At 61.5% G+C, this 26,619-nt stretch carries 24 protein-coding genes and 1 tRNA gene; 9 read left to right on the forward strand and 16 right to left on the reverse strand.

What is annotated here, in order from left to right; translation table 11 throughout:
* Positions 1–21 precede the first annotated feature (21 nt).
* The 9 genes from odhB to VFF99_RS04075 form a co-directional block, all read right to left on the reverse strand.
* Positions 22–1,299: a 2-oxoglutarate dehydrogenase complex dihydrolipoyllysine-residue succinyltransferase gene (odhB, locus tag VFF99_RS04035; protein WP_325015234.1), complete on the reverse strand. Its 1,278-nt coding sequence runs from the start codon at positions 1,297–1,299 to the stop codon at positions 22–24.
* A gap of 60 nt (positions 1,300–1,359) precedes the next feature.
* A complete protein-coding gene (locus VFF99_RS04040; protein WP_325015235.1) occupies positions 1,360–4,215 on the reverse strand; it encodes a 2-oxoglutarate dehydrogenase E1 component in 2,856 nt (951 codons plus the stop codon).
* Between the two features lie 393 nt (positions 4,216–4,608).
* Positions 4,609–5,922: a citrate synthase gene (gene gltA, locus VFF99_RS04045; protein WP_325015236.1), complete on the reverse strand. Its 1,314-nt coding sequence runs from the start codon at positions 5,920–5,922 to the stop codon at positions 4,609–4,611.
* Between the two features lie 69 nt (positions 5,923–5,991).
* On the reverse strand, positions 5,992–6,261 hold the full coding sequence (locus VFF99_RS04050; RefSeq protein ID WP_325015237.1) for a succinate dehydrogenase assembly factor 2: 270 nt from the start codon (positions 6,259–6,261) through the stop codon (positions 5,992–5,994).
* Positions 6,262–6,361: 100 nt separating this feature from the next.
* Entirely contained in the window at positions 6,362–7,072 is a 711-nt protein-coding gene (locus VFF99_RS04055; RefSeq protein ID WP_088710641.1) for a succinate dehydrogenase iron-sulfur subunit, read from the reverse strand.
* Between the two features lie 9 nt (positions 7,073–7,081).
* Positions 7,082–8,860 (reverse strand): succinate dehydrogenase flavoprotein subunit, encoded by a 1,779-nt coding sequence (gene sdhA / locus VFF99_RS04060; protein ID WP_325015238.1) that lies wholly within the window; start codon positions 8,858–8,860, stop codon positions 7,082–7,084.
* 2 nt (positions 8,861–8,862) lie between these two features.
* Positions 8,863–9,231: a succinate dehydrogenase, hydrophobic membrane anchor protein gene (gene sdhD, locus VFF99_RS04065; protein WP_325015239.1), complete on the reverse strand. Its 369-nt coding sequence runs from the start codon at positions 9,229–9,231 to the stop codon at positions 8,863–8,865.
* A 1-nt stretch (position 9,232) separates the two neighbouring features.
* Positions 9,233–9,643: a succinate dehydrogenase, cytochrome b556 subunit gene (sdhC, locus tag VFF99_RS04070; protein WP_325015240.1), complete on the reverse strand. Its 411-nt coding sequence runs from the start codon at positions 9,641–9,643 to the stop codon at positions 9,233–9,235.
* A gap of 141 nt (positions 9,644–9,784) precedes the next feature.
* Positions 9,785–10,576, reverse strand: a complete 792-nt coding sequence (locus VFF99_RS04075) for a GntR family transcriptional regulator (RefSeq protein ID WP_325015257.1) — start codon at positions 10,574–10,576, stop codon at positions 9,785–9,787.
* Positions 10,577–10,862: 286 nt separating this feature from the next.
* On the opposite strand from VFF99_RS04075, the gene VFF99_RS04080 reads away from it, so the two are divergent.
* The 6 genes from VFF99_RS04080 (at position 10,863) to VFF99_RS04105 (ending at position 18,073) form a co-directional block, all read left to right on the forward strand.
* Positions 10,863–11,852, forward strand: a complete 990-nt coding sequence (locus VFF99_RS04080; RefSeq protein ID WP_325015241.1) for a malate dehydrogenase — start codon at positions 10,863–10,865, stop codon at positions 11,850–11,852.
* Positions 11,853–11,937: 85 nt separating this feature from the next.
* Positions 11,938–12,912, forward strand: a complete 975-nt coding sequence (locus VFF99_RS04085) for a CoA ester lyase (RefSeq protein WP_325015242.1) — start codon at positions 11,938–11,940, stop codon at positions 12,910–12,912.
* A 54-nt stretch (positions 12,913–12,966) separates the two neighbouring features.
* Entirely contained in the window at positions 12,967–13,425 is a 459-nt protein-coding gene (locus tag VFF99_RS04090) for a hypothetical protein (RefSeq protein WP_325015243.1), read from the forward strand.
* A gap of 155 nt (positions 13,426–13,580) precedes the next feature.
* Positions 13,581–16,292 carry an aconitate hydratase AcnA gene (gene acnA / locus VFF99_RS04095; protein ID WP_325015244.1) on the forward strand — a complete coding sequence of 904 codons (2,712 nt, stop codon included), beginning with the start codon at positions 13,581–13,583 and terminating at the stop codon, positions 16,290–16,292.
* 101 nt (positions 16,293–16,393) lie between these two features.
* Complete coding sequence (locus tag VFF99_RS04100; protein ID WP_325015245.1) at positions 16,394–16,633, forward strand: hypothetical protein; 240 nt, start codon at positions 16,394–16,396, stop codon at positions 16,631–16,633.
* Between the two features lie 192 nt (positions 16,634–16,825).
* Positions 16,826–18,073, forward strand: coding sequence for a DUF2863 family protein (locus VFF99_RS04105; RefSeq protein WP_325015246.1), 1,248 nt, complete (start codon positions 16,826–16,828; stop codon positions 18,071–18,073).
* Here VFF99_RS04105 and VFF99_RS04110 read toward each other — a convergent pair.
* Both VFF99_RS04110 and VFF99_RS04115 read right to left on the reverse strand, forming a co-directional pair.
* Positions 18,070–18,537 carry a CYTH domain-containing protein gene (locus VFF99_RS04110; protein WP_325015258.1) on the reverse strand — a complete coding sequence of 156 codons (468 nt, stop codon included), beginning with the start codon at positions 18,535–18,537 and terminating at the stop codon, positions 18,070–18,072. The genes VFF99_RS04105 and VFF99_RS04110 overlap by 4 nt on opposite strands.
* 2 nt (positions 18,538–18,539) lie before the next feature.
* Complete coding sequence (locus VFF99_RS04115; RefSeq protein ID WP_325015247.1) at positions 18,540–19,667, reverse strand: M14 family metallopeptidase; 1,128 nt, start codon at positions 19,665–19,667, stop codon at positions 18,540–18,542.
* 95 nt (positions 19,668–19,762) lie between these two features.
* Between VFF99_RS04115 and VFF99_RS04120 the strand changes: the two genes are divergently transcribed.
* Together VFF99_RS04120 and VFF99_RS04125 are read left to right on the forward strand one after the other, a co-directional pair.
* Positions 19,763–20,722 carry a tripartite tricarboxylate transporter substrate binding protein gene (locus tag VFF99_RS04120; RefSeq protein WP_325015248.1) on the forward strand — a complete coding sequence of 320 codons (960 nt, stop codon included), beginning with the start codon at positions 19,763–19,765 and terminating at the stop codon, positions 20,720–20,722.
* A 44-nt stretch (positions 20,723–20,766) separates the two neighbouring features.
* Positions 20,767–20,843: transfer RNA gene (locus VFF99_RS04125), tRNA-Pro, on the forward strand.
* A gap of 71 nt (positions 20,844–20,914) precedes the next feature.
* Here VFF99_RS04125 and VFF99_RS04130 read toward each other — a convergent pair.
* The 3 genes from VFF99_RS04130 to VFF99_RS04140 form a co-directional block, all read right to left on the reverse strand.
* A complete protein-coding gene (locus tag VFF99_RS04130; RefSeq protein WP_325015249.1) occupies positions 20,915–22,585 on the reverse strand; it encodes a methyl-accepting chemotaxis protein in 1,671 nt (556 codons plus the stop codon).
* Between the two features lie 129 nt (positions 22,586–22,714).
* Entirely contained in the window at positions 22,715–22,948 is a 234-nt protein-coding gene (locus VFF99_RS04135) for a hypothetical protein (RefSeq protein WP_325015250.1), read from the reverse strand.
* 35 nt (positions 22,949–22,983) lie between these two features.
* Positions 22,984–23,430, reverse strand: coding sequence for a CBS domain-containing protein (locus tag VFF99_RS04140; RefSeq protein ID WP_325015251.1), 447 nt, complete (start codon positions 23,428–23,430; stop codon positions 22,984–22,986).
* A gap of 130 nt (positions 23,431–23,560) precedes the next feature.
* Here VFF99_RS04140 and VFF99_RS04145 point away from each other — a divergent pair, with 130 nt between their 5' ends.
* A complete protein-coding gene (locus VFF99_RS04145; protein ID WP_325015252.1) occupies positions 23,561–24,940 on the forward strand; it encodes an erythromycin esterase family protein in 1,380 nt (459 codons plus the stop codon).
* Between the two features lie 81 nt (positions 24,941–25,021).
* Here the strand turns inward: VFF99_RS04145 and VFF99_RS04150 are convergent, their stop codons facing one another.
* Entirely contained in the window at positions 25,022–26,122 is a 1,101-nt protein-coding gene (locus VFF99_RS04150; RefSeq protein ID WP_325015253.1) for an ABC transporter substrate-binding protein, read from the reverse strand.
* A 43-nt stretch (positions 26,123–26,165) separates the two neighbouring features.
* A partial coding sequence (locus VFF99_RS04155) for a branched-chain amino acid ABC transporter permease (RefSeq protein WP_414691498.1) occupies positions 26,166–26,619 on the reverse strand: 454 nt, incomplete at its 5' end.

A 26,619-nucleotide genomic window follows, 5' to 3' on the forward strand; every position in this document is an offset into this window, starting at 1 on the left:
GTGTGCGCATGGCGTGATGGATTAGAGGTCCAGCAGCAGGCGCGCCGGATCTTCCAGCGCTTCCTTCATGGCGACCAGGCCGAGAACGGCTTCACGGCCGTCGATGATGCGGTGGTCGTAGGACATTGCCAGGAAGTTGATCGGACGGATCACGATCTGGCCGTTCTCTACAACCGGACGCTCCTTGGTCGCGTGCACGCCGAGGATGGCGGATTGCGGCGGGTTGATGATCGGGGTGGACAGCATGGAGCCGAACACGCCACCGTTCGAGATCGAGAAGGTGCCGCCGGTCAGCTCTTCCAGCGTCAGCTTGCCGTCCTTGGCCTTGACGCCGAATTCGGCGATCTTCTTCTCGATGTCGGCGATAGTCATCTGATCGGCATCGCGCAGGATGGGCACCACCAGGCCGCGCGGCGAACCGACGGCGATACCGATGTCGAAATAGCCGTGGTAGACGATGTCGTTGCCGTCGACGGAGGCGTTCAGCACCGGATACTTCTTCAGCGCGGCAACCGCGGCCTTGACGAAGAAGGACATGAAGCCGAGCTTCACGCCATGCTCTTTCTCGAACTTGTCCTTGTACTTGTTGCGCAGGTCCATGACCGGCTGCATGTTCACTTCGTTGAACGTGGTCAGGATCGCATTGGTTGCCTGGGACTGCAGCAGGCGCTCGGCGACGCGCGCACGCAGGCGGCTCATCGGCACGCGCTCTTCCGGACGGTTCGCCAGGTTGGCGAGGCTGACCGGTGCGGCGACTTGCTGCAGGGCCGGCTTGGCAGCAGCGGCAGGAGCCGGTGCGGCAGGTGCGGGCGCCGCCGGCTTGTTCTGCAGGGCGCCGATCACATCACCCTTGGTCACGCGGCCATCCTTGCCGGTGCCCGTTACCTGAGCGGTGGTCATGTTGTTGTCGGCCAGCATCTTCGCAGCTGCCGGCATGGCGATGCCGCTTGCTGCGGCGGATGCGGGAGCAGGTGCCGCGGCGGCGGCTACCGCGGCAGGTGCTGCGGCCGCTGCCGGTGCTGCGGCCGCAGCCGGTGCAGCGGCTGCGCCGGCCTTGGCTTCGGTGTCCAGCTTGGCGATGACTTCGCCGGCGACGACGGTGCTGCCGTCGGCCTTGATGACTTCAACGATCACGCCGGCGTCCGGCGCGGGAAGTTCGAGGACCACCTTGTCGGTTTCGATGTCGATCAGGTTTTCGTCTCGGGCGACGGCTTCGCCTACTTTCTTATGCCACTGCAACAGGGTTGCTTCTGCAACCGATTCCGACAATTGCGGAACTTTCACTTCGATAATTGCCATGTAACTCTCCGTTTCGGGTTGTTCGTGCGGCGCGCCAGCTTCTAGCGCGCCGTCGGGTCTTTATTTCGTCAGGACGAAGCCCTTGAGCTTCGAGAACGCGGTGTCGATCAGCGCCTTTTGCTGCGCGTAGTGCTTGTCGTAGTAGCCGACAGCAGGCGACGCGCTGGCCGGACGGCCGGCATACGCCAGTTTCTGGCCCTCTTCCAGATTCTCGAAGATGTTGTGCTGAATCTGGAACCAGGCACCCTGGTTCTGCGGTTCGTCCTGCGCCCACACCAGTTCCGCGAAGTTCGGGAACTTCTTCAGTTCCGCGGCAAAAGCCTTGTGCGGGAACGGATAGAGCTGCTCGATACGGATGATGGCGACGTCGGACGCAGCGCGCTCCTTGCGTGCATTGACGAGGTCGTAGTAGACCTTGCCCGAGCAGGCGACAACGCGCTTGACCTTCTTCGGATCGATCTTCTCGTCGACCTCACCGATCACGGTCTGGAACTGGCCCTTGGCGAGTTCGGACAGCGGCGAGCCGGCATCCTTGTTACGCAGCAGCGACTTCGGCGTCATGATGACGAGCGGCTTGCGGAACAGGCGGATCATCTGACGGCGCAGCAGGTGGAAAATCTGCGCTGCAGTGGTCGGCTGCACCACTTGCATGTTGTTGTCCGCGCACAGCTGCAGGTAACGCTCCAGGCGGGCGGAAGAGTGTTCCGGACCCTGGCCTTCGTAACCGTGCGGCAGCATCATGACGAGACCCGATGCACGGCCCCACTTCACTTCGCCGGAGCTGATGAACTGGTCGATCACGACTTGCGCGCCGTTGGCGAAGTCGCCGAACTGCGCTTCCCAGATCGTCAGTGCGTTCGGCTCGGCGGTCGAGTAACCGTATTCAAAGCCCAGCACTGCCTCTTCCGACAGCACCGAGTCGATGACGTTGAACGGCGCCTGGCCTTCGGAGATGTTCTGCAGCGGAATGAACGTGCCTGCGTCCCAACGTTCGCGGTTCTGGTCGTGCAACACGGCGTGGCGGTGCACGAAGGTGCCGCGGCCGGCGTCCTGGCCAGTGAGGCGGACGGCATAACCGGAAGCCACGAGCGAGGCGTAGGCGAGGTGTTCGCCCATGCCCCAGTCGAGGTTCAGTTCGCCACGGCCCATGGCGGCACGGTCGGCGAGCACCTTCTCGACCAGCGGGTGCAGCTTGAAGTTTTCCGGCACGGTGGTGATGCGGGCGGCCAAGCGCTTCAGTTCTGCCAGCGGCACCGCGGTGTCGGCGGCGTCGGTCCACTTGCGGTTGAGGAAAGGCATCCAGTCGACTGCGTACTTGCTCTTGAAGTTCGAGATGACCGGATCGACGGTGTGCTTGCCTGCGTCCATCGCATCGCGATAGGCCTTGACCATGGCGTCGCCGTCGTCGGCGGCGATGGTGCCCTGGGCGGCGAGCTTGTCCGCGTACAGCTTGCGGGTGCCCGGATGCTTGCCGATCTTCTTGTACATCAGCGGCTGGGTCAGTGCCGGGGTGTCCTGCTCGTTGTGGCCCAGCTTGCGGAAGCAGATGATGTCGACGACCACGTCCTTCTTGAATTCGAGGCGGAAGTCCAGAGCGATCTGGGTAGCCAGAATGACGGCTTCCGGATCGTCGCCGTTCACGTGCAGCACCGGCGCCTCGATCATCTTGACGACGTCGGAGCAGTACAGCGTCGAACGCGAGTCGCGCGGGTCGGAGGTGGTGAAACCGATCTGGTTGTTGATCACGATGTGAACCGTGCCGCCCGTGCCGTAGCCGCGGGTCTGCGCCAGGTTCAGGGTCTCCATCACAACACCCTGGCCAGCGAAAGCGGCGTCGCCGTGGACCAGGATCGGCATGACTTGCGAGCCGTCCTTGTCGCCGCGGCGGTCCATGCGGGCCTTGACCGAACCCTCGACCACCGGGTTGACGATTTCCAGGTGCGACGGGTTGAATGCCAGCGACAGGTGCACCGGGCCGCCGGGCGTGGAAACGTCGGAGGAGAAGCCCTGGTGGTACTTCACGTCGCCGGCCGGCAGGTCGTCGGCGTGACGGCCTTCGAATTCGGCGAACAGGTCTTGCGGCATCTTGCCGAGCGTGTTGACCAGGACGTTCAGACGGCCGCGGTGGGCCATGCCGATGACGATTTCCTGGACACCCTTTTCGCCGGCGCGCTGGATGGTCTCATCCAGGGATGCGATGAAGCTTTCGCCGCCTTCCAGCGAGAAGCGCTTCTGGCCGACGTAACGGGTGTGCAGATAGCGTTCGAGGCCTTCGGCCGCAGTCAGGCGGTCGAGGATATGCTTTTTCTTCTCGGGCGAGAAATTCGGGGTGGAACGGACCGATTCGAGGCGCTCCTGCAGCCAGCGCTTCTGTGCAGGGTCGCTGACGTACATGAACTCGGCGCCGATCGAACGGCAGTAGGTGTCGCGCAATGCCTGCAGCAAGTCGCGCAGCGAAGCGGTTTCCGGACCGAAGTACGTGTTGCTGACGTTGAACACGATGTCTTGGTCGGCATCGGTGAAACCGTAGAAGCTCGGTTCCAGTTCCGGGATGTTGGGACGTTCCTGGCGCTGCAGCGGGTCGAGGTTGGCCCAGCGGTTGCCGAGGAAGCGGTAAGCGGCGATCAGCTGCGTGACGGCCACGCGCTTGCGGCCCATTTCGGCGTCGGCGGAGGCGGTGACGGTGCGGATCGGGCCTTGCTTGGCGCGTTCGGCAAACGATGCGATCACGGGCGCGTGGGCGACGTCAGGCTTGTTCGTGCCGTCGACGGCGGGAACGTTCTGCATCGCGTCGAAATACGCGCGCCAGTTGTCGGGAACGGAACCGGGATTGTTGAGATACGCTTCGTACAGTTCTTCGACGTACGGTGCGTTGCCTCCAAACAGATATGAATTGGAGAAGTACTGCTGCATCATCTTGCTCACCTTTCTTCGCGTTTCGCGAGATTAGCGGGTTAATCTAACCTTCCGCGACACGGCCTGACCGGTTAGCGGATCGCACATCAAGTTGTGGGGGGAAGGGCTGCGTGACCTGAAGTGTTACGAACCGCGAGCATATCATATTTATCAAGGTCAACGTGCGGATCGGCGGCCATTTTGCGCCGCCTGCAACGCCATTTTTCCAGCGGTCAAAATACTTGTTGAAAGGGCTATCCAGGCACGCAAGAAATACGATTTGAACGGTCGTGCGAAACGCCCTGCCCTCTTCTCTTCGGTGCGCCGCGGACAAGAAAAAACCCGCGGGAACCAGGTTCCTGCGGGTTTTCCTTTTTCGATCCGGGGCAGCAGCCCCGGGCACGTGCATCGCGATTAGCCGCGCTTGGCCATCGGCGGAACGTCGCGCTTCGTGGAGCCGACGAACAGCTGGCGCGGACGGCCGATCTTCTGTTCCGGATCGGAGATCATCTCGTTCCACTGGGCGATCCAGCCGACGGTACGAGCCATCGCGAAGATACCGGTGAACAGCGAGACCGGGATACCCAGCGCGCGCTGGACGATGCCGGAGTAGAAGTCGACGTTCGGGTAGAGCTTGCGCTGGACGAAGTAGTCGTCTTCCAGGGCGATCTTTTCCAGTGCCATTGCAAGCTTGAACAGCGGGTCGTCGTGCAGGCCCAGTTCGTTCAGCACTTCGTGGCAGGTTTCCCGCATCAGCTTGGCACGCGGGTCGTAGTTCTTGTAGACGCGGTGACCGAAGCCCATCAGCTTGACGTTGGAGTTCTTGTCCTTGACCTTGGCGATGAATTCGCCGATGCGCTCGACGCCGCCTTCGCGCTGGATGTCTTCCAGCATGTTCAGCGCGGCTTCGTTCGCGCCACCGTGCGCCGGGCCCCAGAGGCAGGCGATACCGGCAGCGATACAGGCGAACGGGTTGGCGCCGGAGGAGCCGGCCAGGCGGACCGTCGAGGTCGACGCGTTCTGCTCGTGGTCGGCGTGCAGGATCAGGATGCGGTCGAGCGCGCGCACCAGGACGTCATTGACCTTGTACTCTTCGCACGGGGTCGAGAACATCATGCGCATGAAGTTGGCGCTGTAGGACAGGTCGTTGCGCGGGTACACGAACGGCTGGCCGACGGAATACTTGTACGACATCGCGACCAGCGTCGGCAGCTTGGCGATCAGGCGGATTGCCGACACTTCGCGGTGATGCGGATCGTTGATGTCCAGCGAGTCGTGGTAGAAGGAGGACAGCGCGCCCACGGTACCGACCAGCACCGACATCGGGTGCGCGTCGCGACGGAAACCGCGGAAGAAGAATTGCATCTGCTCGTGCACCATCGTGTGGTTGGTCACGGTGCTGACGAACTTCTGCTTCTGCGCTGCGTTCGGCAGTTCGCCGTTCAGCAGCAGGTAGCAGGTCTCGAGGAAGTCGCAGTTGACCGCGAGCTGCTCGATCGGATAGCCGCGATACAGCAACTCACCCTTGTCGCCGTCGATGTAGGTGATCGAGGAATTGCAGGCGGCAGTCGACATGAAGCCGGGGTCATACGTGAACTTGCCCGTAGCGCCGTACAGCTTGCGGATGTCGATCACATCCGGGCCGATGGTGCCCTTGTAGATCGGGAGGTCCAGCGACGGGGAACCGTCGGAGAACGACAGGGTTGCTTTGGTATCAGAGTTGGTCATGTCTCTTCCTTCTAGTGAGGAGGGGTGAGTCGATTGCAAAAAAAACCGAATTACAAAAACCTACCGGCGTCAGGCAGCACGCAGTCGTGCCAGCAGCGCATGGACGTGCGGCAGATCGGTGTCGCCGGACGGCTCCTTGCGCGCCAGCAGCAAGTCCATCAGTTCGTTGTCGGCCAGGTCCATCAAACGGGAAAACGCATCCACCTCTTCGTCGGTCAAGGTGGCTTCATGCGCGTCGAGAAAACGCGTGATGATCAGGTCGTTTTCGAGCAGGCCGCGCCGCGCCCTCCAGCGCAGGCGCGCACGCTTGATGGGGTCGGCTTGATGATTGGCAGACATAATTCCTCATTCGCTCTATTTCAGGAACCCTCCGGAATGACTACCGGAAGGCTCATGAAATAAGGCGGAAGCAGTACGCGCTTCCGCCCTTGTCTTGCAATTACACCGCGCGGCGAACCATCAGTTCCTTGATCTTGCCGATCGCGCGCGTCGGGTTCAGCCCCTTCGGGCAAACGTCGACGCAGTTCATGATCGTGTGGCAACGGAACAGGCGGTACGGATCTTCCAGGTTGTCCAGGCGCTCGTTGGTCGCCTGGTCGCGGCTGTCGGCAATGAAGCGATAGGCTTGCAGCAGACCGGCCGGGCCGACGAACTTGTCCGGGTTCCACCAGAACGACGGGCAGGACGTCGAGCAGCATGCGCAGAGAATACACTCATAGACGCCGTCGAGTTCTTCACGTTCAGCCGGCGACTGCAGGCGCTCTTTCTCCGGCGGAATGGTGTCGTTGATCAAGTACGGCTTGATCGAGTGGTACTGCTTGAAGAACTGGGTCATGTCCACGATCAGGTCGCGGATGACCGGCAGGCCCGGCAGCGGACGCAGCACGATGGGCTCGGTCAGCTCGTTCAGGTTGGTGGTGCAGGCCAGGCCGTTCTTGCCGTTGATGTTCATCGCGTCGGAGCCGCACACGCCTTCACGGCAGGAGCGGCGCAGGGCCAGCGAGTCGTCCACATCGGCCTTGATGCGCTGGAGCGCGTCCAGCAGCATCTTGTCGGTGTCCTGCAGGGTCACCGTCAGATCCTGCATGTAAGGCTTTTCGTCCTTGTCCGGATCGTAACGGTAGATTTGGAATTTCAGAGTACGTGCCATTTTCTTACCTTAGAAAGTACGTGCCTTAGGCTTGAAGGTTTCAACGGTCAGCGGCTGGGTGTTGACCGGCTTGTAGTCGAGGCGGTTGCCCTCGGAGAACCACAGCGTGTGCTTCATCCAGTTCTCGTCGTCGCGCTTTTCGTAGTCGCGATGCGCGTGCGCGCCGCGGGATTCCTTGCGCGCTGCTGCAGAGATGATGGTTGCCTTGGCAGTTTCAATGAGATTGTCCAGCTCGAGCGCTTCGACGCGCGCGGTGTTGAATACCTTCGACTTGTCCTTGAACGAAACGTGCTTGCGGCGCTCGTCGAGCTCGATGATCTTCTTGACACCGGTCTGCAGCAGTTCGTCGGTACGGAACACGCCGCAGTATTGTTGCATGGTCGAGCGGATGGCGTTGGCGACGTCCTGCACGCGCTCGGAACCGGTGCTGGTCTCGAGGCGGGCAAGGCGTTCCATCGCGCGGTCGGCGGCGTCCGCCGGCAGCGCCTTGTGGCTCTTCTGCTTGAGGTTCTGGGCAACGATGTGGTTACCGGCGGCGCGGCCGAATACGACGAGGTCGAGCAGCGAGTTGGTGCCGAGGCGGTTCGCGCCGTGCACGGAGACGCAGGCGCATTCGCCGATGGCATACATGCCATTGACAACTTCCTTCATGCTGCCGTTCTTCGGTGCAACGACCTGGCCGTTGATGTTGGTCGGGATGCCGCCCATCTGGTAGTGGATGGTCGGGACGACCGGGATCGGTTCCTTGGTGGCGTCGACGTTGGCGAACTTGTGGCCGATTTCGAGAATCGACGGCAGGCGCTTCTTGATGGTGTCGGCGCCGATGTGGCGCAGGTCGAGCAGCACGTGGTCCTTGTTCGGACCGCAGCCGCGGCCTTCCTTGATTTCCTGGTCCATCGAGCGGGACACGAAGTCACGCGGCGCCAGGTCCTTCAGCGTCGGTGCGTAACGCTCCATGAAGCGCTCGCCGTTGGCGTTGATCAGGATACCGCCCTCGCCTCGCACGCCTTCGGTGATCAGCACGCCGGCACCGGACACGCCGGTCGGGTGGAACTGCCAGAACTCCATGTCCTGCAGCGGCAGGCCCGCACGAGCAGCCATGCCCATGCCGTCGCCGGTGTTGATGAAGGCGTTGGTCGAGGCGGCGAAGATGCGGCCTGCGCCACCGGTGGCGAACAGGGTGGTCTTGGCTTCGAGGATCATCACGTCGCCGGTTTCCATTTCCAGCGCGACGACGCCGAGGATGTCGCCATCCTGGTCGCGGATCAGGTCGATCGCCATCCACTCGACGAAGAAGTGAGTCTTGGCGCGGACGTTACGCTGGTACAGGGTGTGCAGCAGTGCGTGGCCGGTACGGTCGGCGGCGGCGCAGGCGCGCTGCACCGGCTTCTCGCCGAAGTTGGCGGTGTGGCCGCCGAACGGACGCTGGTAAATGGTGCCGTCCGGATTGCGGTCGAAAGGCATGCCGAAGTGTTCGAGTTCGTACACGACCTTCGGCGCTTCGCGGCACATGAATTCGATCGCGTCCTGGTCGCCGAGGTAGTCCGAGCCCTTGACGGTGTCGAACATGTGCCAGTACCAGTTGTCCTCGGACATGTTGCCGAGGGAAGCGCCGATGCCGCCCTGGGCAGCGACGGTGTGCGAACGGGTCGGGAAAACCTTCGAAAGGACGGCGACGTTCAGGCCGGCTTCTGCCAGTTGCAGGGAAGCGCGCATGCCGGAACCGCCGGCGCCGACGATTACCGCATCAAAACGGCGTACGGGAAGTTTTTGCTTGATTGCTGCCACGATTACATTCTCCAGATAATCTGCGCGGCCCAGCCGGCGCAACCGATCAGCCACAGGATGGTGGCAACGTGAAATACGAGACGAAGACCGACCGAAACGGTCACATAGTCCATCCAGACGTCACGCATGCCAACCCAGGCGTGGTACAGCAGCGAAAGGAAGGTAACGAAGGTCGCGATCTTGAACCACTGCTGCGCGAAGAGACCCGCCCAGCCTTCGTAGGAGAAGTTGCTACCCGAGAGAAATGCCACCAGCAGGATGACCGTGTACACCGCCATCACAATGGCGGTCAGGCGTTGCGCCAGCCAGTCACGAAGGCCGAAGTGTGCGCCGACGACGAGGCGCTTCGGTCCGATATTATTATTTGCCATTTTAGAAAGCTCCGAACAATTTCAATGCAACCAGCGCGGTCAGCGGCAGGCTCACTGCGAACACGCCAACGGCTGATTTGCGGCCGCTGTCCTTGTCCAGGCCGATGTGCATGTCCATGAACAGGTGGCGGACGCCGGCGCAGAAGTGGTGCAGGTAGGACCAGACCAAGGCCAGGATGACCAGCTTGACGAACCAGTGGGAGGTGAATCCCTTGAAATATTCGAAGGAGATTTCTGACGTCAGGCTCTTGTCGAGCAGGTACAGAACGAAGGGGATCAGCAGGAACATCAGCATGCCGCTGACGCGATGCAGGATCGATACGATACCGGCCAACGGCAGCCGGTAGTGGCGCGTCTGAGCAAAGCTCATTACGCCATATTTGCGCCGGTTTTTGTTCACGGCTTCGGACATGACATTACCTCCCAGGGCTTGAAAATCCCGTAATTTTCGCCGATTTTGTGCATCACACCAATAGCAAGCTTCGCCGCAAGCACATTTTCCACTTGTCAAGCGTGGCAATCCGCTATTGCAAAATCGACTGCTCTATCAATCTCAACTCAGTTCGTTCTGGTAGTGATGTCGGTCAGTCAAGTACAACCCGCGACGCACCTCCACGGGTCTGTCGCCATAGGTGTACGAGACTCGCTCCACGCTCAGCAGAGGCGTTTGCTTCCCGACATTCAGCAACTCAGCCGTCCACTCGTCTGCACTGACCGCACGGATCTTTTCGGTCGCGCGGATCATGCGCGTGCCGAACTCGGTTTCGAACAATCCGTACATCGGCCCCTTGTACTCGACAAGGCGCTCGGCCGTCAGGCCCTTGAAGATCACACCCGGGAGCCAGAGCTCCTCGACGATGGTCGGCGCACCGTCGAACGACTGCACGCGCTTGATGAAAATGACGGAATCACCCGACTTGATATCCAGCAGGCGCGCAACTTCTGCGGGCGCTCTCAGTCTCTTGACCTCAAGGATTTTATTGTCGGCATAGTGCGGCTCGCCGGCGTCCGGCATGAGCCTGAGGAATCGGTATTGCGCACGCGCTTCGTGGTGCGTGGCAACAAAGGTGCCTTTGCCCTGGCGGCGCACCACCAGGTTTTCCGCAGCCAGTTCATCGATCGCCTTGCGGACCGTCCCCTGGCTGACTTTGAATCGATTGGCGAGTTCCACTTCGCTCGGAATCAGCTCGCCCGGCTTCCACTCGCCAGACTGCAGGCTCTGAGTGATCAGTGCCTTGATCTGCTGATAGAGAGGGCTGAATGTGGGGGAGCTTCCGGAAGAGGATAGACCAGCCCCTGCGCCAGGCGCACCGTTGGGTGTCAGGTTGGTCGGGGCTGAACTCATAATCAGCGATTTCACCACAAAACCCCGATTGCCGTCCAGCAAAATGTATAACTGATATGTCTTATATAAGATATAAGATAGTCATTGACAGACCGATCATGCAAGCATACACTCGCCTGCAACATTTGCAGGATGCAAGCCCGCGAGAAGCTCCGGTTATTGCGACGCACCATCCCAGGCGTGGCCAGGGAACCAGCGGTGATCAGGTGTGGAATCGAGCGTATTATTACAGGCTTGCAGAAGAATTCATACGATTTCTGTTTTCATTCCCACTTGGAGATTCAACATGGCTAAAGCCCCTATGCGCGTTGCCGTCACCGGCGCCGCCGGCCAAATCGGCTATTCCCTGCTGTTCCGCATCGCCAACGGCGACATGCTGGGCAAAGACCAGCCGGTCATCCTGCAATTGCTCGAAATCCCGGATGAGAAGGCCCAGAAGGCGCTCAAGGGCGTGATGATGGAGCTCGACGACTGCGCATTCCCGCTGCTGGCCGGCATGACCGCACACAGCGACCCGATGACCGCATTCAAGGATGCCGACGTCGCCCTGCTGGTCGGCGCCCGTCCGCGCGGCCCGGGCATGGAGCGCAAGGACCTGCTCGAAGCCAATGCACAGATCTTCACGGTGCAGGGCAAGGCGCTCGACGCCGTCGCCTCGCGCAACGTCAAGGTGCTGGTGGTCGGCAACCCGGCCAACACCAACGCCTACATCGCCATGAAGTCGGCCCCCAACCTGCCGGCCAAGAACTTCACCGCCATGCTGCGCCTGGACCACAACCGCGCGCTGTCCCAGCTCGCCGCCAAGGTCGGCAAGCCGATCACCTCGATCGAGAAGCTGTGCGTGTGGGGCAACCACTCCCCGACCATGTACGCCGACTTCACCCACGCCACCGTCGACGGCCAGCCGGCGAAGGCACTGGTGAACGACGAAGCATGGACCAAGGACGTCTACCTGCCGACCGTCGGCAAGCGCGGCGCCGCCATCATCGAGGCACGCGGCCTGTCCTCCGCCGCTTCCGCAGCCAATGCAGCGATCGACCACGTGCGTGACTGGGTGCTGGGCACCAACGGCAAGTGGACCACGATGGGCATCCCGTCCGACGGCTCCTACGGCATTCCCGAAGGCACCATGTTCGGCTTCCCGGTCACGACCGAGAACGGCGAATACAAGATCGTCCAGGGCCTGCAGATCGACGCCTTCTCGCAAGAGCGCATCAACCTGACGCTGAAAGAGCTGCAGGAAGAGCGCGATGGCGTGAAGCACCTCGTCGGCTGATCACTGTGACATCAGGACAAACGGCGCACGCCGTTTGTCCTCCCCGGTTCCACCTCCCCTCCCTCCTGTTCCCGCCAAAGCACCCATGCATCCATCCGAGGTCTTGTTCCAGGGCAAACACAAGCCAGTATCGATTCCGGTCTGCGACCATTACGCCGGTTCCGAAAAGCTGATGCAAAAGTCGATTGTCTTGCAGCAAGAACTTGGGCCCGTTTTCGACATCACCCTCGATTGCGAAGACGGTGCGGCCGCCGGCAATGAAGAAGCGCACGCGAAACTTGTCGCTTCGATCATCGCGAGCGAAGACAACCGCTTCAACCGTATCGGCGTACGCATCCACGACGTCACGCACCCGTGCTTCGAGCAAGACATCGCGACGATTGTCACGAAGGCCACCGCGAAGCGCCTCGCCTACCTCGTCGTGCCGAAAGTCGATAGCGTCGATGATGTGACGCGCGCCATTGACGCCATCAACACGCACGCGAAAAAATACGGCCGCAAGAACCTCCCGATCCATGTCCTGATAGAAACCCACGGTGCGCTGCGCGACGTGCACGCTATCGCCGCCTTGCCGCAGGTGGAATGCCTGTCGTTCGGCATCATGGATTTCGTCTCGGCCCACTACGGCGCCGTGCCCGGCACCGCCATGCGCTCTCCGGGACAGTTCACCCATCCGCTGGTCACGCGCGCCAAGCTCGAGATCGCCGCCGCCTGCCACGCCCACGGAAAAGTGCCGTCGCACAACGTGACGACCGAAATCAAGGACACCTCCGTGGTTGCCAGCGATGCCACACGGGCATCCGGTGAATTCGGTTACACCCGGATGTGGAGCATCCACCCCAACCAGATCAAACCCATCCTGAAAGCCTTGGCGCCGCGCAGCTCGGAAGTGAACGAAGCCGCCGCCATCCTGAGTGAGGCATTCGCGACACAATGGGGCCCGATACAATACAACGGCAAGCTCCACGACCGGGCCAGTTACCGGTACTATTGGGCGATACTGCAGCGCGCGAAAGCGAGCGGCATGCCGGTCCCGGAATCCGCCGGGAGTTTTTTGTAGAAGGTGCGACGCTGACAACATGAAGAGGCGCGCATCCCATTGGAGACACATAGCATGAAGTCAGTCACAGCACTCGCACTCTTGATTGCCGGACTTGCGGTAATTGCCCAGCCGGCAATGGCCAACACCCCCACCTCCAACGAGGTTTCGAAGAAGGCGACGGCAAAGAAGGCGGCTGCTGCCAAGAAGGAAGCACAGGCCGAGGACGACGACCAGCCGGACGTCAAGAACATGAAGGCCACCGCCTTCGATTGCGAACTCGGCAACAAGCTCACGATTTATTCCGATGCGGCGGACGAACAGCAGATCGCCCTGCACTGGAACAAGCGCATGCACCGCATGCAGCGCGTCAGCACTACCACCGGCGCCCACCGTTTTGAGAATGCCAAGAACGGGCTGGTATGGATCGGCATCCCTGCCAAGGGCATGCTGCTCGACTCGAAGAAGGGCAAGCAGCTCGCCAACGAGTGCCGCAGCCCGGAACAGCAGGCGCAGAAAATGGCGGAGGGCTGACGCAGTAAACATCGCGCAGGGCGGAAGCGCCCTGCCCGCATGCTCCACGTGCTCGCTTTGTCAGAATTTGTCAGCAGAATTTGTCAGCAGAATTTGTCAGCAGAATTTGTCAGCAATTGTCAGCAGTTCAGTTCTAATAATCCCAAGGAGAGGCTATGTCCACCAATACTCTGAACACGCTCAAGGAATTCAAGATCTCGGGTTCCAAGAAAGGCAAGTTTTACTCCCTGCCCGCTCTTGAGAAGGCGCTTGGCGTGAACATCTCGCGCCTGCCGGTATCGATCCGCATCGTGCTGGAATCGGTGCTGCGCAACTGCGACGGCAAGAAGGTGACGGAAGAGCACGTGAAGCAGCTGGCCAACTGGGCGCCGAACGCAGCGCGCGTCGACGAGATCCCTTTCGTGGTGGCCCGCGTCGTGCTGCAGGACTTCACCGGCGTACCTCTCCTCGCCGACCTCGCTGCAATGCGCGGCGTTGCCTCGAAAATGGGCAAGAAGCCCAAGAACATCGAGCCGCTGGTACCGGTCGATCTCGTGGTGGACCACTCGGTGCAGATCGACCACTACCGCGACCAGAATGCACTCGACCTGAACATGAAGCTGGAATTCCAGCGAAACAACGAGCGCTACCAGTTCATGAAATGGGGCATGCAAGCCTTCGACACCTTCGGCGTCGTGCCGCCCGGCTTCGGCATCGTGCACCAGGTCAACCTGGAATACCTGGCCCGCGGCGTGCACCAGAAGGAAGGCGTGTTCTATCCGGATACCCTGGTCGGCACCGACTCGCACACGACGATGATCAACGGCATCGGTGTCGTTGGCTGGGGCGTGGGCGGCATCGAGGCGGAAGCGGGGATGCTCGGCCAGCCGGTCTACTTCCTGACGCCGGACGTGGTCGGCGTGAACCTCACTGGCGCGCTGCGCGAAGGCGTGACCGCGACCGACCTCGTGCTGACCATCACCGAGATGCTGCGCAAGCACAAGGTGGTCGGCAAGTTCGTCGAATTCTTCGGCGAAGGCACCGCCTCACTGTCCACGACCGATCGCGCAACGATTGCGAACATGGCGCCGGAGTACGGCGCGACGATGGGCTTCTTCCCGGTGGACGAAGCGACCATCGAGTACTTCAAGGGCACCGGCCGAACCAAGCAGGAGATCGACGCCTTCGAATCCTATTTCAAGGCGCAGAACCTGTTCGGCATCCCGATGGCAGGCGACATCGACTACACCAGCGTCGTCTCGCTCGACCTCGGTACCGTTGCTCCGTCGCTGGCCGGCCCCAAGCGTCCGCAAGACCGCATCGAGATCGGCAACGTCAAGGCAACCTTCTCCGACCTCTTCAGCAAACCGGTGGCGGAGAATGGTTTCAACAAGAAGCAGGAAGACCTGGACGCCGAGTACGAAACCGCGAACGGCATCAAGATCCGTAACGGCGATGTGCTGATTGCCGCGATCACTTCCTGCACCAACACCTCGAATCCGAGCGTGCTGCTGGCCGCCGGCCTGCTGGCGAAGAAGGCGGTGGAAGCCGGCCTGACCGTGGCGCCGCATATCAAGACCTCGCTCGCCCCGGGCTCGCGCGTCGTGACCAAGTACCTCGAAGCGGCCGGCCTGCTGCCCTACCTTGAGAAGCTGGGCTTCGGCGTCGCCGCCTATGGCTGCACGACCTGCATCGGCAATGCGGGCGACCTGACGCCGGAAATCAACGAAGCCATCGTCAAGAACGACATCGTGGCCTCGGCGGTGCTGTCCGGCAACCGCAACTTCGAAGCGCGCATCCATCCGAATATCCGCTCCAACTTCCTGGCCTCGCCGCCGCTGGTCGTCGCCTACGCGATCGCCGGCAATGTGACTAGGGACCTGATGACCGAGCCTGTCGGCAAGGGCAAGGACGGCAAGGACATCTATATCGGCGACATCTGGCCGACGTCGACGGAAGTCGCCAAGCTGATGAAGTTTGCGATGAACGCCAAGACCTTCACGGAAAACTACGCCGAAGTGAAGAGTGCCCCTGGTACGCTGTGGGAACAGATCCGTGGCGTGGCGACCGGCGAAGTCTACAACTGGCCGCAATCCACCTACATCGCCGAGCCGCCTTTCTTCGAGGGCTTCGACATGCAGCCGAAAGGCACGGCCGCCAGCATCAGCGGCGCCCGCGCGCTGGGTGTGTTCGGCGACTCGATCACGACCGACCACATCTCCCCGGCAGGCTCCATCAAGGAAACCAGTCCGGCCGGCAAGTGGCTGCTGGAGAACGGCGTGCTGAAGGCCGACTTCAACTCCTACGGCTCGCGCCGCGGCAACCACGAGGTGATGATGCGCGGCACCTTTGCCAACGTGCGCATCAAGAACCTGATGATCCCGCCGAAGCAAGACGGTTCGCGCGTCGAAGGCGGCCTGACGATCCACCAGCCGAGCGGCGAGCAGATGTCGATCTACGACGCCGCGATGAAGTACATCAACGACGGCGTGCCGACGATGGTGTTCGCCGGCGAAGAGTACGGCACCGGATCCTCCCGCGACTGGGCGGCCAAGGGCACGCAACTGCTGGGCGTGAAGGCGGTGGTGGCGCGTTCCTTCGAGCGCATCCACCGTTCCAACCTGGTCGGCATGGGCGTGCTGCCGCTGCAGTTCCTGGGTGACGACAGCGTGCAATCGCTGGGCATCACCGGCGACGAGACCTTCGACCTGGTCGGCCTCGAAGGCGAGATCAAGCCGCAGCAGCAAGCCACGCTGGTGATCCGCCGCCCCAACGGCGACACGCAGGAAGTCAAGCTCCTGCTTCGCATCGACACGCCGATCGAAGTCGACTACTACAAGCACGGCGGCATCCTGCCGTTCGTGCTGCGCCAGCTGCTTGCTGCATAACATGCAAGCAAGCTGTAAGGATAGACGGGTAGGCTTGTAGAAAGTGAAACGCCGGAACCATCCGGCGTTTTTTCAGGATTCAATACTCGGAGACATCAATCATGTGGAAAATTTTCGTAGGCTTCATCGCTTTTGCCCTCCTCGCCCTGTTCGTGATCATGAAGGGTGGCGACAAGGTGGACATGCAGGGTGAAGCCGGTCATGGCGTGCCGTCGTCCTCGGATCATGCCTCGACACCGGCGGCTCCTGCCGCTGCGCCCGGCGCCCCCGCAGCACCCGGGGCAGCACCTGCTGCACCCGGCGCTGCCCCGGCGGCATCGGAACCGGCTGCCTCCAAGTAAAGCTTTCCGCGCCGCAAGCCGCATGGAACCCCATGCGGCTTTTTTATTTTTTGCGCATATACTGATCCATGACGACCCCAACGCGTCGTCCGCTTCACAAGCAGCAAGTCCTCGCGCGCTAATGACTGTATTTTGGTAGGTCGTTATCGAATCTACTACAATACGTTTCCATTGCTTCACTCTCATTCCGTCATGCGCCGTCACTCCAAAAGTTCATCCAACAAGCTGTCCGCCGACAGCCAACGACTCGTCTCCATTGCGCAAGGCATGGCGCAGGCCTCGAGCCGCCTGGAGGAGCGCATATGGGAGCATTCGCTGGACGGGCTGATCTACAAGACGCTCAAGGGCGCGCACCAGGAGACGATCGACGCCGCGCTCGAACACCTGTTCCGCTCGGACCTGCCGGCCTACGACATTCTGCTCGAAGCAGTCGAAGCCGGAAGCGAGTCCTGTTCCGTGGAGCACGACGGCGCCCAGTACCATGCGTTGCTGATCGCGCTGCCCATCCTCGCGTGGACCCGCTTCTCGATCGCTTCGGGGAGCGTCTCGGAAGACTTGCGCCGCGCTTTGGGCGCTCACCTGCACGGGCATATCCTGGCCACCGACGTGCGACTGGCCATGGCACCGACCCTGTACGCCATCGACCAGCTGCCGCGCAATCACGCCGAAACCTTCGCCCTCACCCAGAAGCTGGCCCAGGCCGCCGTGAAAGGCACCCAGATCCGTCCGCTGTCGAATGCGCCGGAAACCGCGCCTTTCCTCGCCGACACCCGCTATCTGCTGGCAGCGGTGGCAGCCCCGGCGGGCACGCCGCTCTTCGGTTGGCAGGAAAGCCTGCATCCGTCGGCGCGCGAACTCGCCCTTGAACAGTGGCGTGCGCAGGCAATGCCGAACATCGCGTCGCTCTTGCCTGGATGCGGCATCGAGCTGCTCATGCCGGAAGCCTACTATGTGGCCTGCCGCGAAGCAGACAAGCAGATTCGCCCCGCCTCCATTCGCGCCGCCGTGCATTACCTGACCAATACCCTGGGCATCGAGCCGGCCGGCCTGCGCGCCGTCATCGGCAGCTTCAGCGAGGAGCCGGTGGGCGGGCGCGTCGACGAATACCGCATCGGCTTCACGATGCGCCAGAACCTCGAAGTGATTTATGGCGTGGTATGGCCGCTCTATGACCAGGAAGACGAGGATGAAGCCGCCGTCACGAGCTTCGAATCGCTGACCACGCCGGAGATCCTCGACACCAACCTGCGCACACCGCTGGAAGAAATCATCGCCTTGCTGCGCAGCTGCGGCGTCACTCACATCAAGCGCCACGGCGAACGCTTCCCGATGGAGTTCTGCGACGATTGCGGCGCACCGCTCTATCCCGACCCCGACGCGGAGCTGGTGCACGCGGAAATGCCCGAAGACGCCCCCTCGGGCGGCGGGCACTTCCACTAGACCCAGCGGCTATACGGGTTGCGGATCAGGCTGGAGTTGAAGTAGCGCGGATCGTGTGTGACTTCCTCGCCGACCCAGTCGGGCTTTGAAAAGGCCTGGTCCTCGGCGGACAGCTCGATCTCGGCCACGACCAGCCCGGCATTCTCGCCCAGGAATTCATCGACTTCCCACACCATGCCGTCAAAGGGGATGCGGTAGCGCTTCTTTTCGATGAGCGGACGTTCGCAAAGCGCATCGAGCAAGGCTTGCGCATCGGGAATGGGAATCGGGTACTCCCATTCGCTGCGCGTCGCTCCCGTTGAGCGCCCCTTGATCGTCAGCATCGCCGCCCCGCCCTCCACGCGCACGCGCACCGTGCGCTCCGGTGCCGACGACAGGTATCCCTGGCGCAGCAGGACGCCTTCCCCCAGCGCCCTCCAGCCATCGCCGCGCACAAGGAATTTACGCTCGATCTCGACGCCCATCGTCATGCCTTGCGCAGGGATTGCAGGATGGGCTGCAGGACAGCCTCGCCGAGCCGTGCGCTGCGCGCGCCGTTCCATCCGGCCGTCTCGTCGGGCAGATTCGCATTGTCCTTGAACGGCATCTCCAGCGTCAGCGACACGCACTTGAACGTGTGGCCGATGTACTTGGAAGCGAGCTGCAGCACATCCTCGCGATACTTGCCCGGATCGTAACCATGCTTGCTCTGGAAATCCGTGCTGGCCGCCAGGAAGCTGTCGATGAAGACTTGTTGCTCTTCCTGTTGCTGCTGCGTAAAGCCTTCCAGCATTTCGCAGCCCGCGACGAAGACATACGGCAGGCTTTCGTCGCCGTGCACGTCGAGGAAGAGGTCGCAGCCCGTCTCATGGATCTTGTCGCGCACGGCGAGAACCTCCGGACTCCTCTCGGCCGACGGCGCCATCCATTCGCGGTTCAAGTTCGCGCCCGCGGCATTGGTGCGCAGGTTGCCGCGCACCGATCCATCCGGATTCATGTTCGGGACGATATAGAACACCGTCTCTTGCAACAGCGTGCGCGCGACCGGGTCGGCGGGATCGAGCAATGCATCGATCATGCCTTCGATGAACCATTCGGACATGGTTTCGCCCGGATGCTGTCGCGCAATGACCCATGCCTTCTTCGGCGCGGCAGGTTCGCCGATGACGACGAGGTTCATGTCGCGCCCCTCGATCGTGCTGCCGATGTCCAGCACGCGGCCCCGGGGCGAATCCTCCACCCGGCCCAGGAGCTCGAGGTGGCGCTCCCATGAGTAGGGCTCGAAATACGCGTAATAGACGCTTTCGCGCTCAGGCGTGTGGGTCAGGGTCAGTGCCTTGCCATCGTACGCGGTGGGGATACGGAACCATGTCTTCCTGTCGTAGCTTGCCACCGCGCGATAGTTCTTCCATCCGTCCGGAAACGCCGCCTGCGAGGCGTTGAGCAGTTTCATCACGCAGGGCTCGCCGCGTGCGCCCTGCAAGCGGAAATAGAACCACTGCAGGACATCGGCATGGGAGTCCTTGCGGAGTTTGAGTTCGATCTCCGACGGCATCTCCGCGCGCACGACTTCGATCGCGCCGGCGTCGAACTGACTGCTGATCTTGATTGACATATCTGCCTGTGCCGGCCTGCCATTTCCTGCCCGCCGGCTGTTTGTTCATCCCGATGCTATTCTGCGTGTTTTGCCCTGTTCCGCAAAGTCCGAAGATGTTCCACCGAATGTTGCTCGCCTTCTCACTGGCAATGCTCAGCTTGAGTGCCGCTGCCGAAAACTGGCCCTCGCGCCCGATCCGCTTTGTCGTTGCCGCTCCCGGCGGTTCCTCGCTCGACATCATTGCCCGCACTGTCGGCGAGAACTTGAAGGAACGGCTTGGACAACCGGTCATCGTCGAAAACGTTCCGGGCGCATCCGGAACGATTGCCAGCGCTACCGTCGCGCGTGCCGCTCCCGACGGGCATACGCTGCTGATGTCCTACAACGGCCCCCTCGCCTATACCCAGTACCTGACCACCCTGGCTTACGATCCGCAGAAAGACCTCGTGCCGGTGATCCAGACCAGTTCGCAACCCAACGTGCTCGTGGTCTCCGCCAGGCTTCCGGTGAAATCGGTGACCGAACTGGTTGCCCTCGCAAAATCGCAGCCCGGGAAGCTGAACTACGCCTCTGTCGGCAATGGTTCGTCCTCGCACCTGACGACGGAATTGTTCAAGTCCATGACCGGCGCCTATGTCGTGCACATCCCCTACAACGGCGCACCTCCGGCCGCACTGTCGGTGGCAACCGGCGAAACGCACATGCTGTTCAGCGTGCCCTCGGTCGTGATGCCGCATTTGCGTTCCGGGAAGCTCCGGGCGCTTGCAGTGACGAGTGCGACGCGTTTTCCGTTGCTGCCGGACCTGCCCACGGTCGCGGAATCGGGCCTGCCGAAATTCGAATCGCTGACATGGAACGGCATCGCCGTTCCGGCCGGAACGCCGTCCTCCGTCGTGCAGCGCCTGAACCGCGAAGTGGACGCCATCCTCAAATTAGGGGACGTCAAGAACCGCCTGAACCAGGCCGGGCTCGAACCGGCGGGTGGAACTCCGGAGCAATTCAAGGCGCTGATCGAGGCGGAAGCGCGCAAATGGGCCGGGATCATCCGCCGCACCGGCGCCAAACTTGATTGAAACATGGCGGAAAGCCAAGTCTCTGCTATAATCGCAGGCTTCGTCGGGGCGTAGCGCAGCCTGGTAGCGCACTTGCATGGGGTGCAAGGGGTCGGAAGTTCGAATCTTCTCGCCCCGACCAATAGAATCAAAGACTTACAAGAACCAACAAAAAAGCCACCTCCGGGTGGCTTTTTTGTTTCCGCCTTCGACTCAGAACTCCTCCCAGCCATCGGCCTCCGCATTCCTTTGAATCGCGGGACGCCGCACTGCCGGGGCAGCGGGACGGTGGACCGGCAGGGCTGCCGCGGGGACTGGCCGCACCGTGGGTGTCGAGTGACCGCCATTGACCCTGAACACAGCGACCACCTCACTCAGCTTCCTTGCCTCGTTCTGCATCGACTCGGATGCCGCCGCCGCTTCTTCAACCAGAGACGCGTTTTGCTGCGTGACCTGGTCCATTTGGGAAATTGCCGTGTTGATCTGCTCGATGCCGGCAGTCTGCTCCCGCGATGCGGCCGTGATCTCGCCGACGATATCGCTCACGCGCCTGACGCTGTCGACAATTTCCTGCATGGTCACGCCGGCCTGGTCGACCAGCCTGGCGCCCGAGGCGACCTTGTCCACGGAATCGTGAATGAGGCCCTTGATTTCCTTGGCCGCATTGGCCGAGCGCTGCGCGAGCGTGCGCACTTCCGCTGCGACGACTGCGAAGCCTCGCCCCTGCTCACCCGCGCGCGCCGCCTCCACTGCCGCATTCAGCGCAAGGATGTTGGTCTGGAAGGCGATGCCGTCGATCACCGCGATGATGTCAACGATCTTGCGCGACGAGTCGTTGATGGCTTCCATCGTATGAACGACTTCCGAAACCACTGCACCGCCCTTGGAGGCGACTTCGGATGCCGATACGGCAAGCGTGCTTGCCTGGCCGGCATTGTCGGCGTTCTGCTTGACAGTGGAAGTCAGCTCCTCCATCGACGATGCGGTTTCTTCCAGGGAACTGGCCTGCTCTTCGGTACGTGCCGACAAGTCCTGGTTGCCCGCGGCGATCTGGCTCGATGCCGTCGCAATCGTATCGGTACCGGAGCGCACCTGGACGACGATCTTGACGAGGCTGTCGTTCATGTTCTTCAGTGCCGACAACAGGCGCCCCATCTCGTTGCGCGCCGGCTGCGGGAAGGTTTGCGTCAGGTCGCCCGCTGCAATGCCGCCTGCGAGCGCAATGGCCTGCTCCAACGGGCGCGAAATCGCGCGCAGCAGCCAGTATCCCACCACGGCCGCGAGTAGCAGACCGAACGCAAGCGCCGCGATGCACATATTGCGGACCAATACGTAGGTCTGTTGACGTTCCTCGTATTCGCGCTTGGCCACTTCCTCCTGCAGGTGGATCAAATCGTTGATGCCGCGGCGTACCGGCTCGAACAATTTCTCCATCGGGCCGTGCAGCAGTTCCGTGGCCAGCTTGGCATCCTGCGCGCGCACGGCGGCGGCCGCCGGACGCAGCCCCTCGTCCACGAACTTTTTCCGGTCCGCGGCGAACTGCTCGGCAAGCTTCTTTTCCTCCGGCGTCAGGTAGGTCGCCATGTAGGCATTCCAGGTCTCCGTCGCCTTGGCGATGTTGCTATCGATTTGATCCATCAATTTCGCCGCGTCGGCAGGCTCATCGGAAATTGCCTTCGCAATAGACAGCTCATTCTGGTTCAACAGACGGACAATCTGGTCCAACTGTCCCAACGGAACAAGCCGGTCGTCGTACATCGACTTCATCGAATCGTTGGCTACCTTCAAGTTGCCCAGCCCGATCAGCGCGCCGGCAATCAACTGAAGGCACAAAAAACAAAGCACGCCGACCAGGCGTGCCTTAATGGAAAGATTCTGGAACATGGGAGACCCTTGAAACACTTGATTTATATCAAGGATTAACGGCAGGGTTTTCCAGAATCTTTAGTCCGTTTTTTGGGTATGCAGCTTTCACGACCTGCTTGTTTTTTCAGCAAGCATTGTCCGCGCTCTTCAGGGCGACCGTCCCTTGACTGCCACAAGATTGTCAATCTCCAGCTTGGCGTGCTCGATGCTCTCGGTCACTGCCGCGTCGAAATAAAAGCATCCAGGGAAGATGTTCTTGCGGATGCTGACGATCTTGCCGTCTTTCGAGATCTCATATCCTCCGTCGTAGCGACCGGCGTCTTCCGGCGGCGGTATCGGCTCGATGACATACCCTTTGTATTCGATGCGTTGATCGTGCATGATCGCCCCCTTCCCGGGTGCTGCCCGGCATAGCCTCAGGAATTCAACGTCCGCCGGTCCGGTTCGGACGGAGATGAAATCTCTTCCAATGTGCGGTCAACCTGCGCCGAGTGTTTGGTGGCGAGATCACCCAGGGAAACGATACCGATCAATTCCTGCGTATCGTGATCCAGCACCGGCACCCGGCGGATCTGCGAATCCGCCATCTGCTCCATGACCTCGTCGACCGGCTGGTCGTCGAAGCACCAGCGCACCGAGACGGACATCACGTCGGCGACATGGGTCGCGTCCGGTGCCTGGCCGGCGGCGACAGCCCGTATCGTGATATCCCTGTCGGTGACCATGCCGATCAGCCTTTGCCCGTCGCATACCGGCAATGCACCGACGTTCAGTTCATCCATGATCTGCGCAGCACGGCGCACGGTCTCCTGCGGGGTGACGCTTTGCACGTCGCGCGTCATGACTTCGGCAATTCTCTGCATTGCTTTCTCCTGTTCTCGAACAATCGATGGAATACATCTCTTGGTGTGCGGTGGCGCCAGTCAAGTTCCTGCGAGCCGGAACTATCGCGTAAAGGCGGGGACGAACGATTGAATGGCGAAAGGAGCTGAAATGCCTACAGGACCGATCATCGAGGCGCTTCGGCGGGAAGCGCATGTCCTTCACCAGGACGACAGGCTCGACCGCATCATCGACCAGATCGGCGACGCCTCCATCGTCCTCCTTGGAGAAGCCACGCATGGCACGCGTGAGTTCTATCGTGTTCGGGCGGAAATCTGCAAAAGGCTGATCACCGAGAAAGGTTTCGACGCGATCGCCGTGGAAGCCGACTGGCCCGATGCCCTGCACGTCAACCGTTTCATCAAGACCGGAACCGATGTCATCGGCAACATGCATTCCGGTGACTCTCCTCGCGCCATGCGCACTGCCGACGAAGCCTTGCACGGCTTCGAACGCTTCCCGCAGTGGATGTGGCGCAATACCGAGATCGTCGAACTGGTCGGCTGGCTGCGGCAGCACAACATGCAGGTCGCCGACGACAGGGACAAGGTCGGCTTCTTCGGCCTCGACCTCTACAGCCTGCGCAGTTCGATGGAAGCGGTCGTGCGCTACCTGTCGCAAGTCGATCCGGAAGCAGCGCGCCGGGCGCGAGCGCGCTATGCCTGCTTCGACCATCTCGCCGAAGACCCGCAGCGTTATGGCTATGCGGCCAGTTTCGGCATGCGCAAGGATTGCGAAAATGAAGTCGTGCGCCAGCTTGTCGAGCTGACGCAGAACGGCGCCCCGCTCTTCTCCGACAGCGGGCCGGACCAGACGGACGAACTGTTCCACGCCCAGCAAAATGCGCGCGTGGCGCAAAACGCGGAAGCCTACTATCGCGCGATGTTCCAGGGGCGCAATGAATCATGGAACCTGCGCGACCAGCACATGGCCGAAACCCTGGCGGCGCTGCGCACGCACATCATCGACCGGAAAGGCCGGCGCCCGAAGATCGCCGTCTGGGCGCACAATTCCCATCTCGGCGATGCGCGCGCAACCGAGATGGGTGAACATGGCCAGCTCAATCTCGGACAGCTGGTGAGGGAACAGTACGGAATGAGGGATGCATTCCTGCTCGGTTTCAGCACGCACACCGGCACGGTCACGGCCGCGTCGGATTGGGATGCGCCGTCGGAAACGAAGAACGTCAGGCCATCCCATCCCGACAGCTACGAGCGCGTGTTCCACGATACCGGACTCGGCAATTTCATCGTCCCCTTGCGCGACAATGCGGAACTGCGGGGATTGCTCGAAGAGCAGCGGCTGGAACGCGCAATCGGCGTCATCTACCTTCCGGAATCCGAACGCGTCAGCCACTATTTCTACGCAAGCCTCTCGCGCCAGTTCGATGCGGTGATCCATCTCGACGAGACCCATGCGATTCGGCCACTGGAGAAGGCGGCAGCGCACCACGAAGGTGAACTTCCGGAGACCTACCCGACGGGAATCTGAGCAAAAAAAAGGGTTACGCAAGCGTAACCCTAAACTGCTGGGGAACAACAACCTTTACCGTCTTGCGACAGCCGAATTCTTTTAACGCAACAGGCGTCCATCCTTCCCGATCACCGTGATCTCGACGAAGCGCGATCCGACGCGATTGTTCGGCGAGAAATGCAACGTGAAGCCGCCGACGTCATACGCACTCAGGCTCTCCAGCCCGCGGATCACCTTCTCCCTGCTGGGGTTTGGTCCCGCCTTGCGCAGTCCTTCCACCAGCACCTTGGCGCCCACGAACTCCTCGAAGCTGGTGTACGACATCTCGGTTCCCGGCGGCGCGTATTTCTTCATCGCCTGCTGGTACTCCTTCACGATCGCAAGCGTCGGCGAATAGGGATAAGGCATCACTTGCGCGATGCCGATGCCGCGCGCGTTCTCCGGCCCGATGATGCGCACGATCTCTTTCGGATTGACCACCGAGATGTTCACCAGCTGCGCCACCGTCGACGCCGCGCGGATCTGCTTGCTGAACGCCGCCGTGCTCTTGTTTACCGAGATCATCACCACCGCCTGCGGGTTCGCCTTGGCGATCGCCTGCACTGCGGCATCGACGTTGTCGGTGTTCTTTTCGTAGGCGCCGGTGCCCACCACTTCCAGCCCGCGCTTCTTCAGCGCCGCTTCCACGCCGGCCAGGCCCGCCTTCCCGAACGGATCATCCTGGTACATCACGCCGATGCGCTTCATGTTGAGCAGCAGCAGCTGGTCGACGATCCCCTCCGCCTCATCCGCATACCCCGCGCGGATGTGGAAGATGTAGGGATTGAACGGTGTGCGCAGGATCTCGCCGCCGGTATAAGGCGCCACCAGGGCGATGTTCGCCTTTTCCAGCACCTTCTGCTTGAGCAGCTCGCCGACATTGCCGGTGCCGGCGAAACCGATCAGCGCAACCGCGCCGTCCTTCTCGATGACCTCGCGGGTGAGGCGGACGGTCTCGTCGACCTTGTAGCCGTCATCCTTCACCACGTGCCGGATCATCTTGCCGTGCACTCCGCCCTTGTCGTTGACCGACTCGAAGTACACCTTGGCGCCCAGCACCATGTCCTTTCCGGTGTCCGCGAGGACACCGGAGAGAGGAGCCACCTGCCCGATCACGATCTCGTCCGCGCTAAAAGCGCAGATGGCGAAAGATGCTCCCAAACATCCTGCTGCCAACCTCAACCAGACAAGTGGTTTCATGATGCTATCCCTCCATTGTTTTCATCACCGTGGAATGCGTCGTTACCGCTGCAACAGGCTTACGCCTTTTCTTGGCAAACTCCACCAGCTCGCCCACGATGCCGCGGCGGAAGGCCAGCACGCAGACGATGAAGATGGCACCGGTCACGATGGTCACCGACTCGCCCAGCGTGCGGAACCATTCGATGCCGGTCACCATGGCGATCCCGTTGCCAAGTTCGCCAAGTTTGTTTTCCAGCGCGATGATCACGACGGCGCCGACAATCGGGCCGGCCAGCGTGCCGAGGCCGCCGACCAGCGTCATCAGCACCACCAGCCCGGACATGCTCCAGTGCACATCAGTCAGCGTTTCGAAGCCAAGCACTACGGTTTTAGTAGCACCCGCAAGGCCGGCAAGCGCGCCCGACAGCACGAAGGCCAGCAGCTTGTACTTGTCGGTGTCATAGCCCAGCGAGATC

The organism is Noviherbaspirillum sp., from assembly GCF_035654295.1.
GTDB lineage: Bacteria > Pseudomonadota > Gammaproteobacteria > Burkholderiales > Burkholderiaceae_D > Noviherbaspirillum.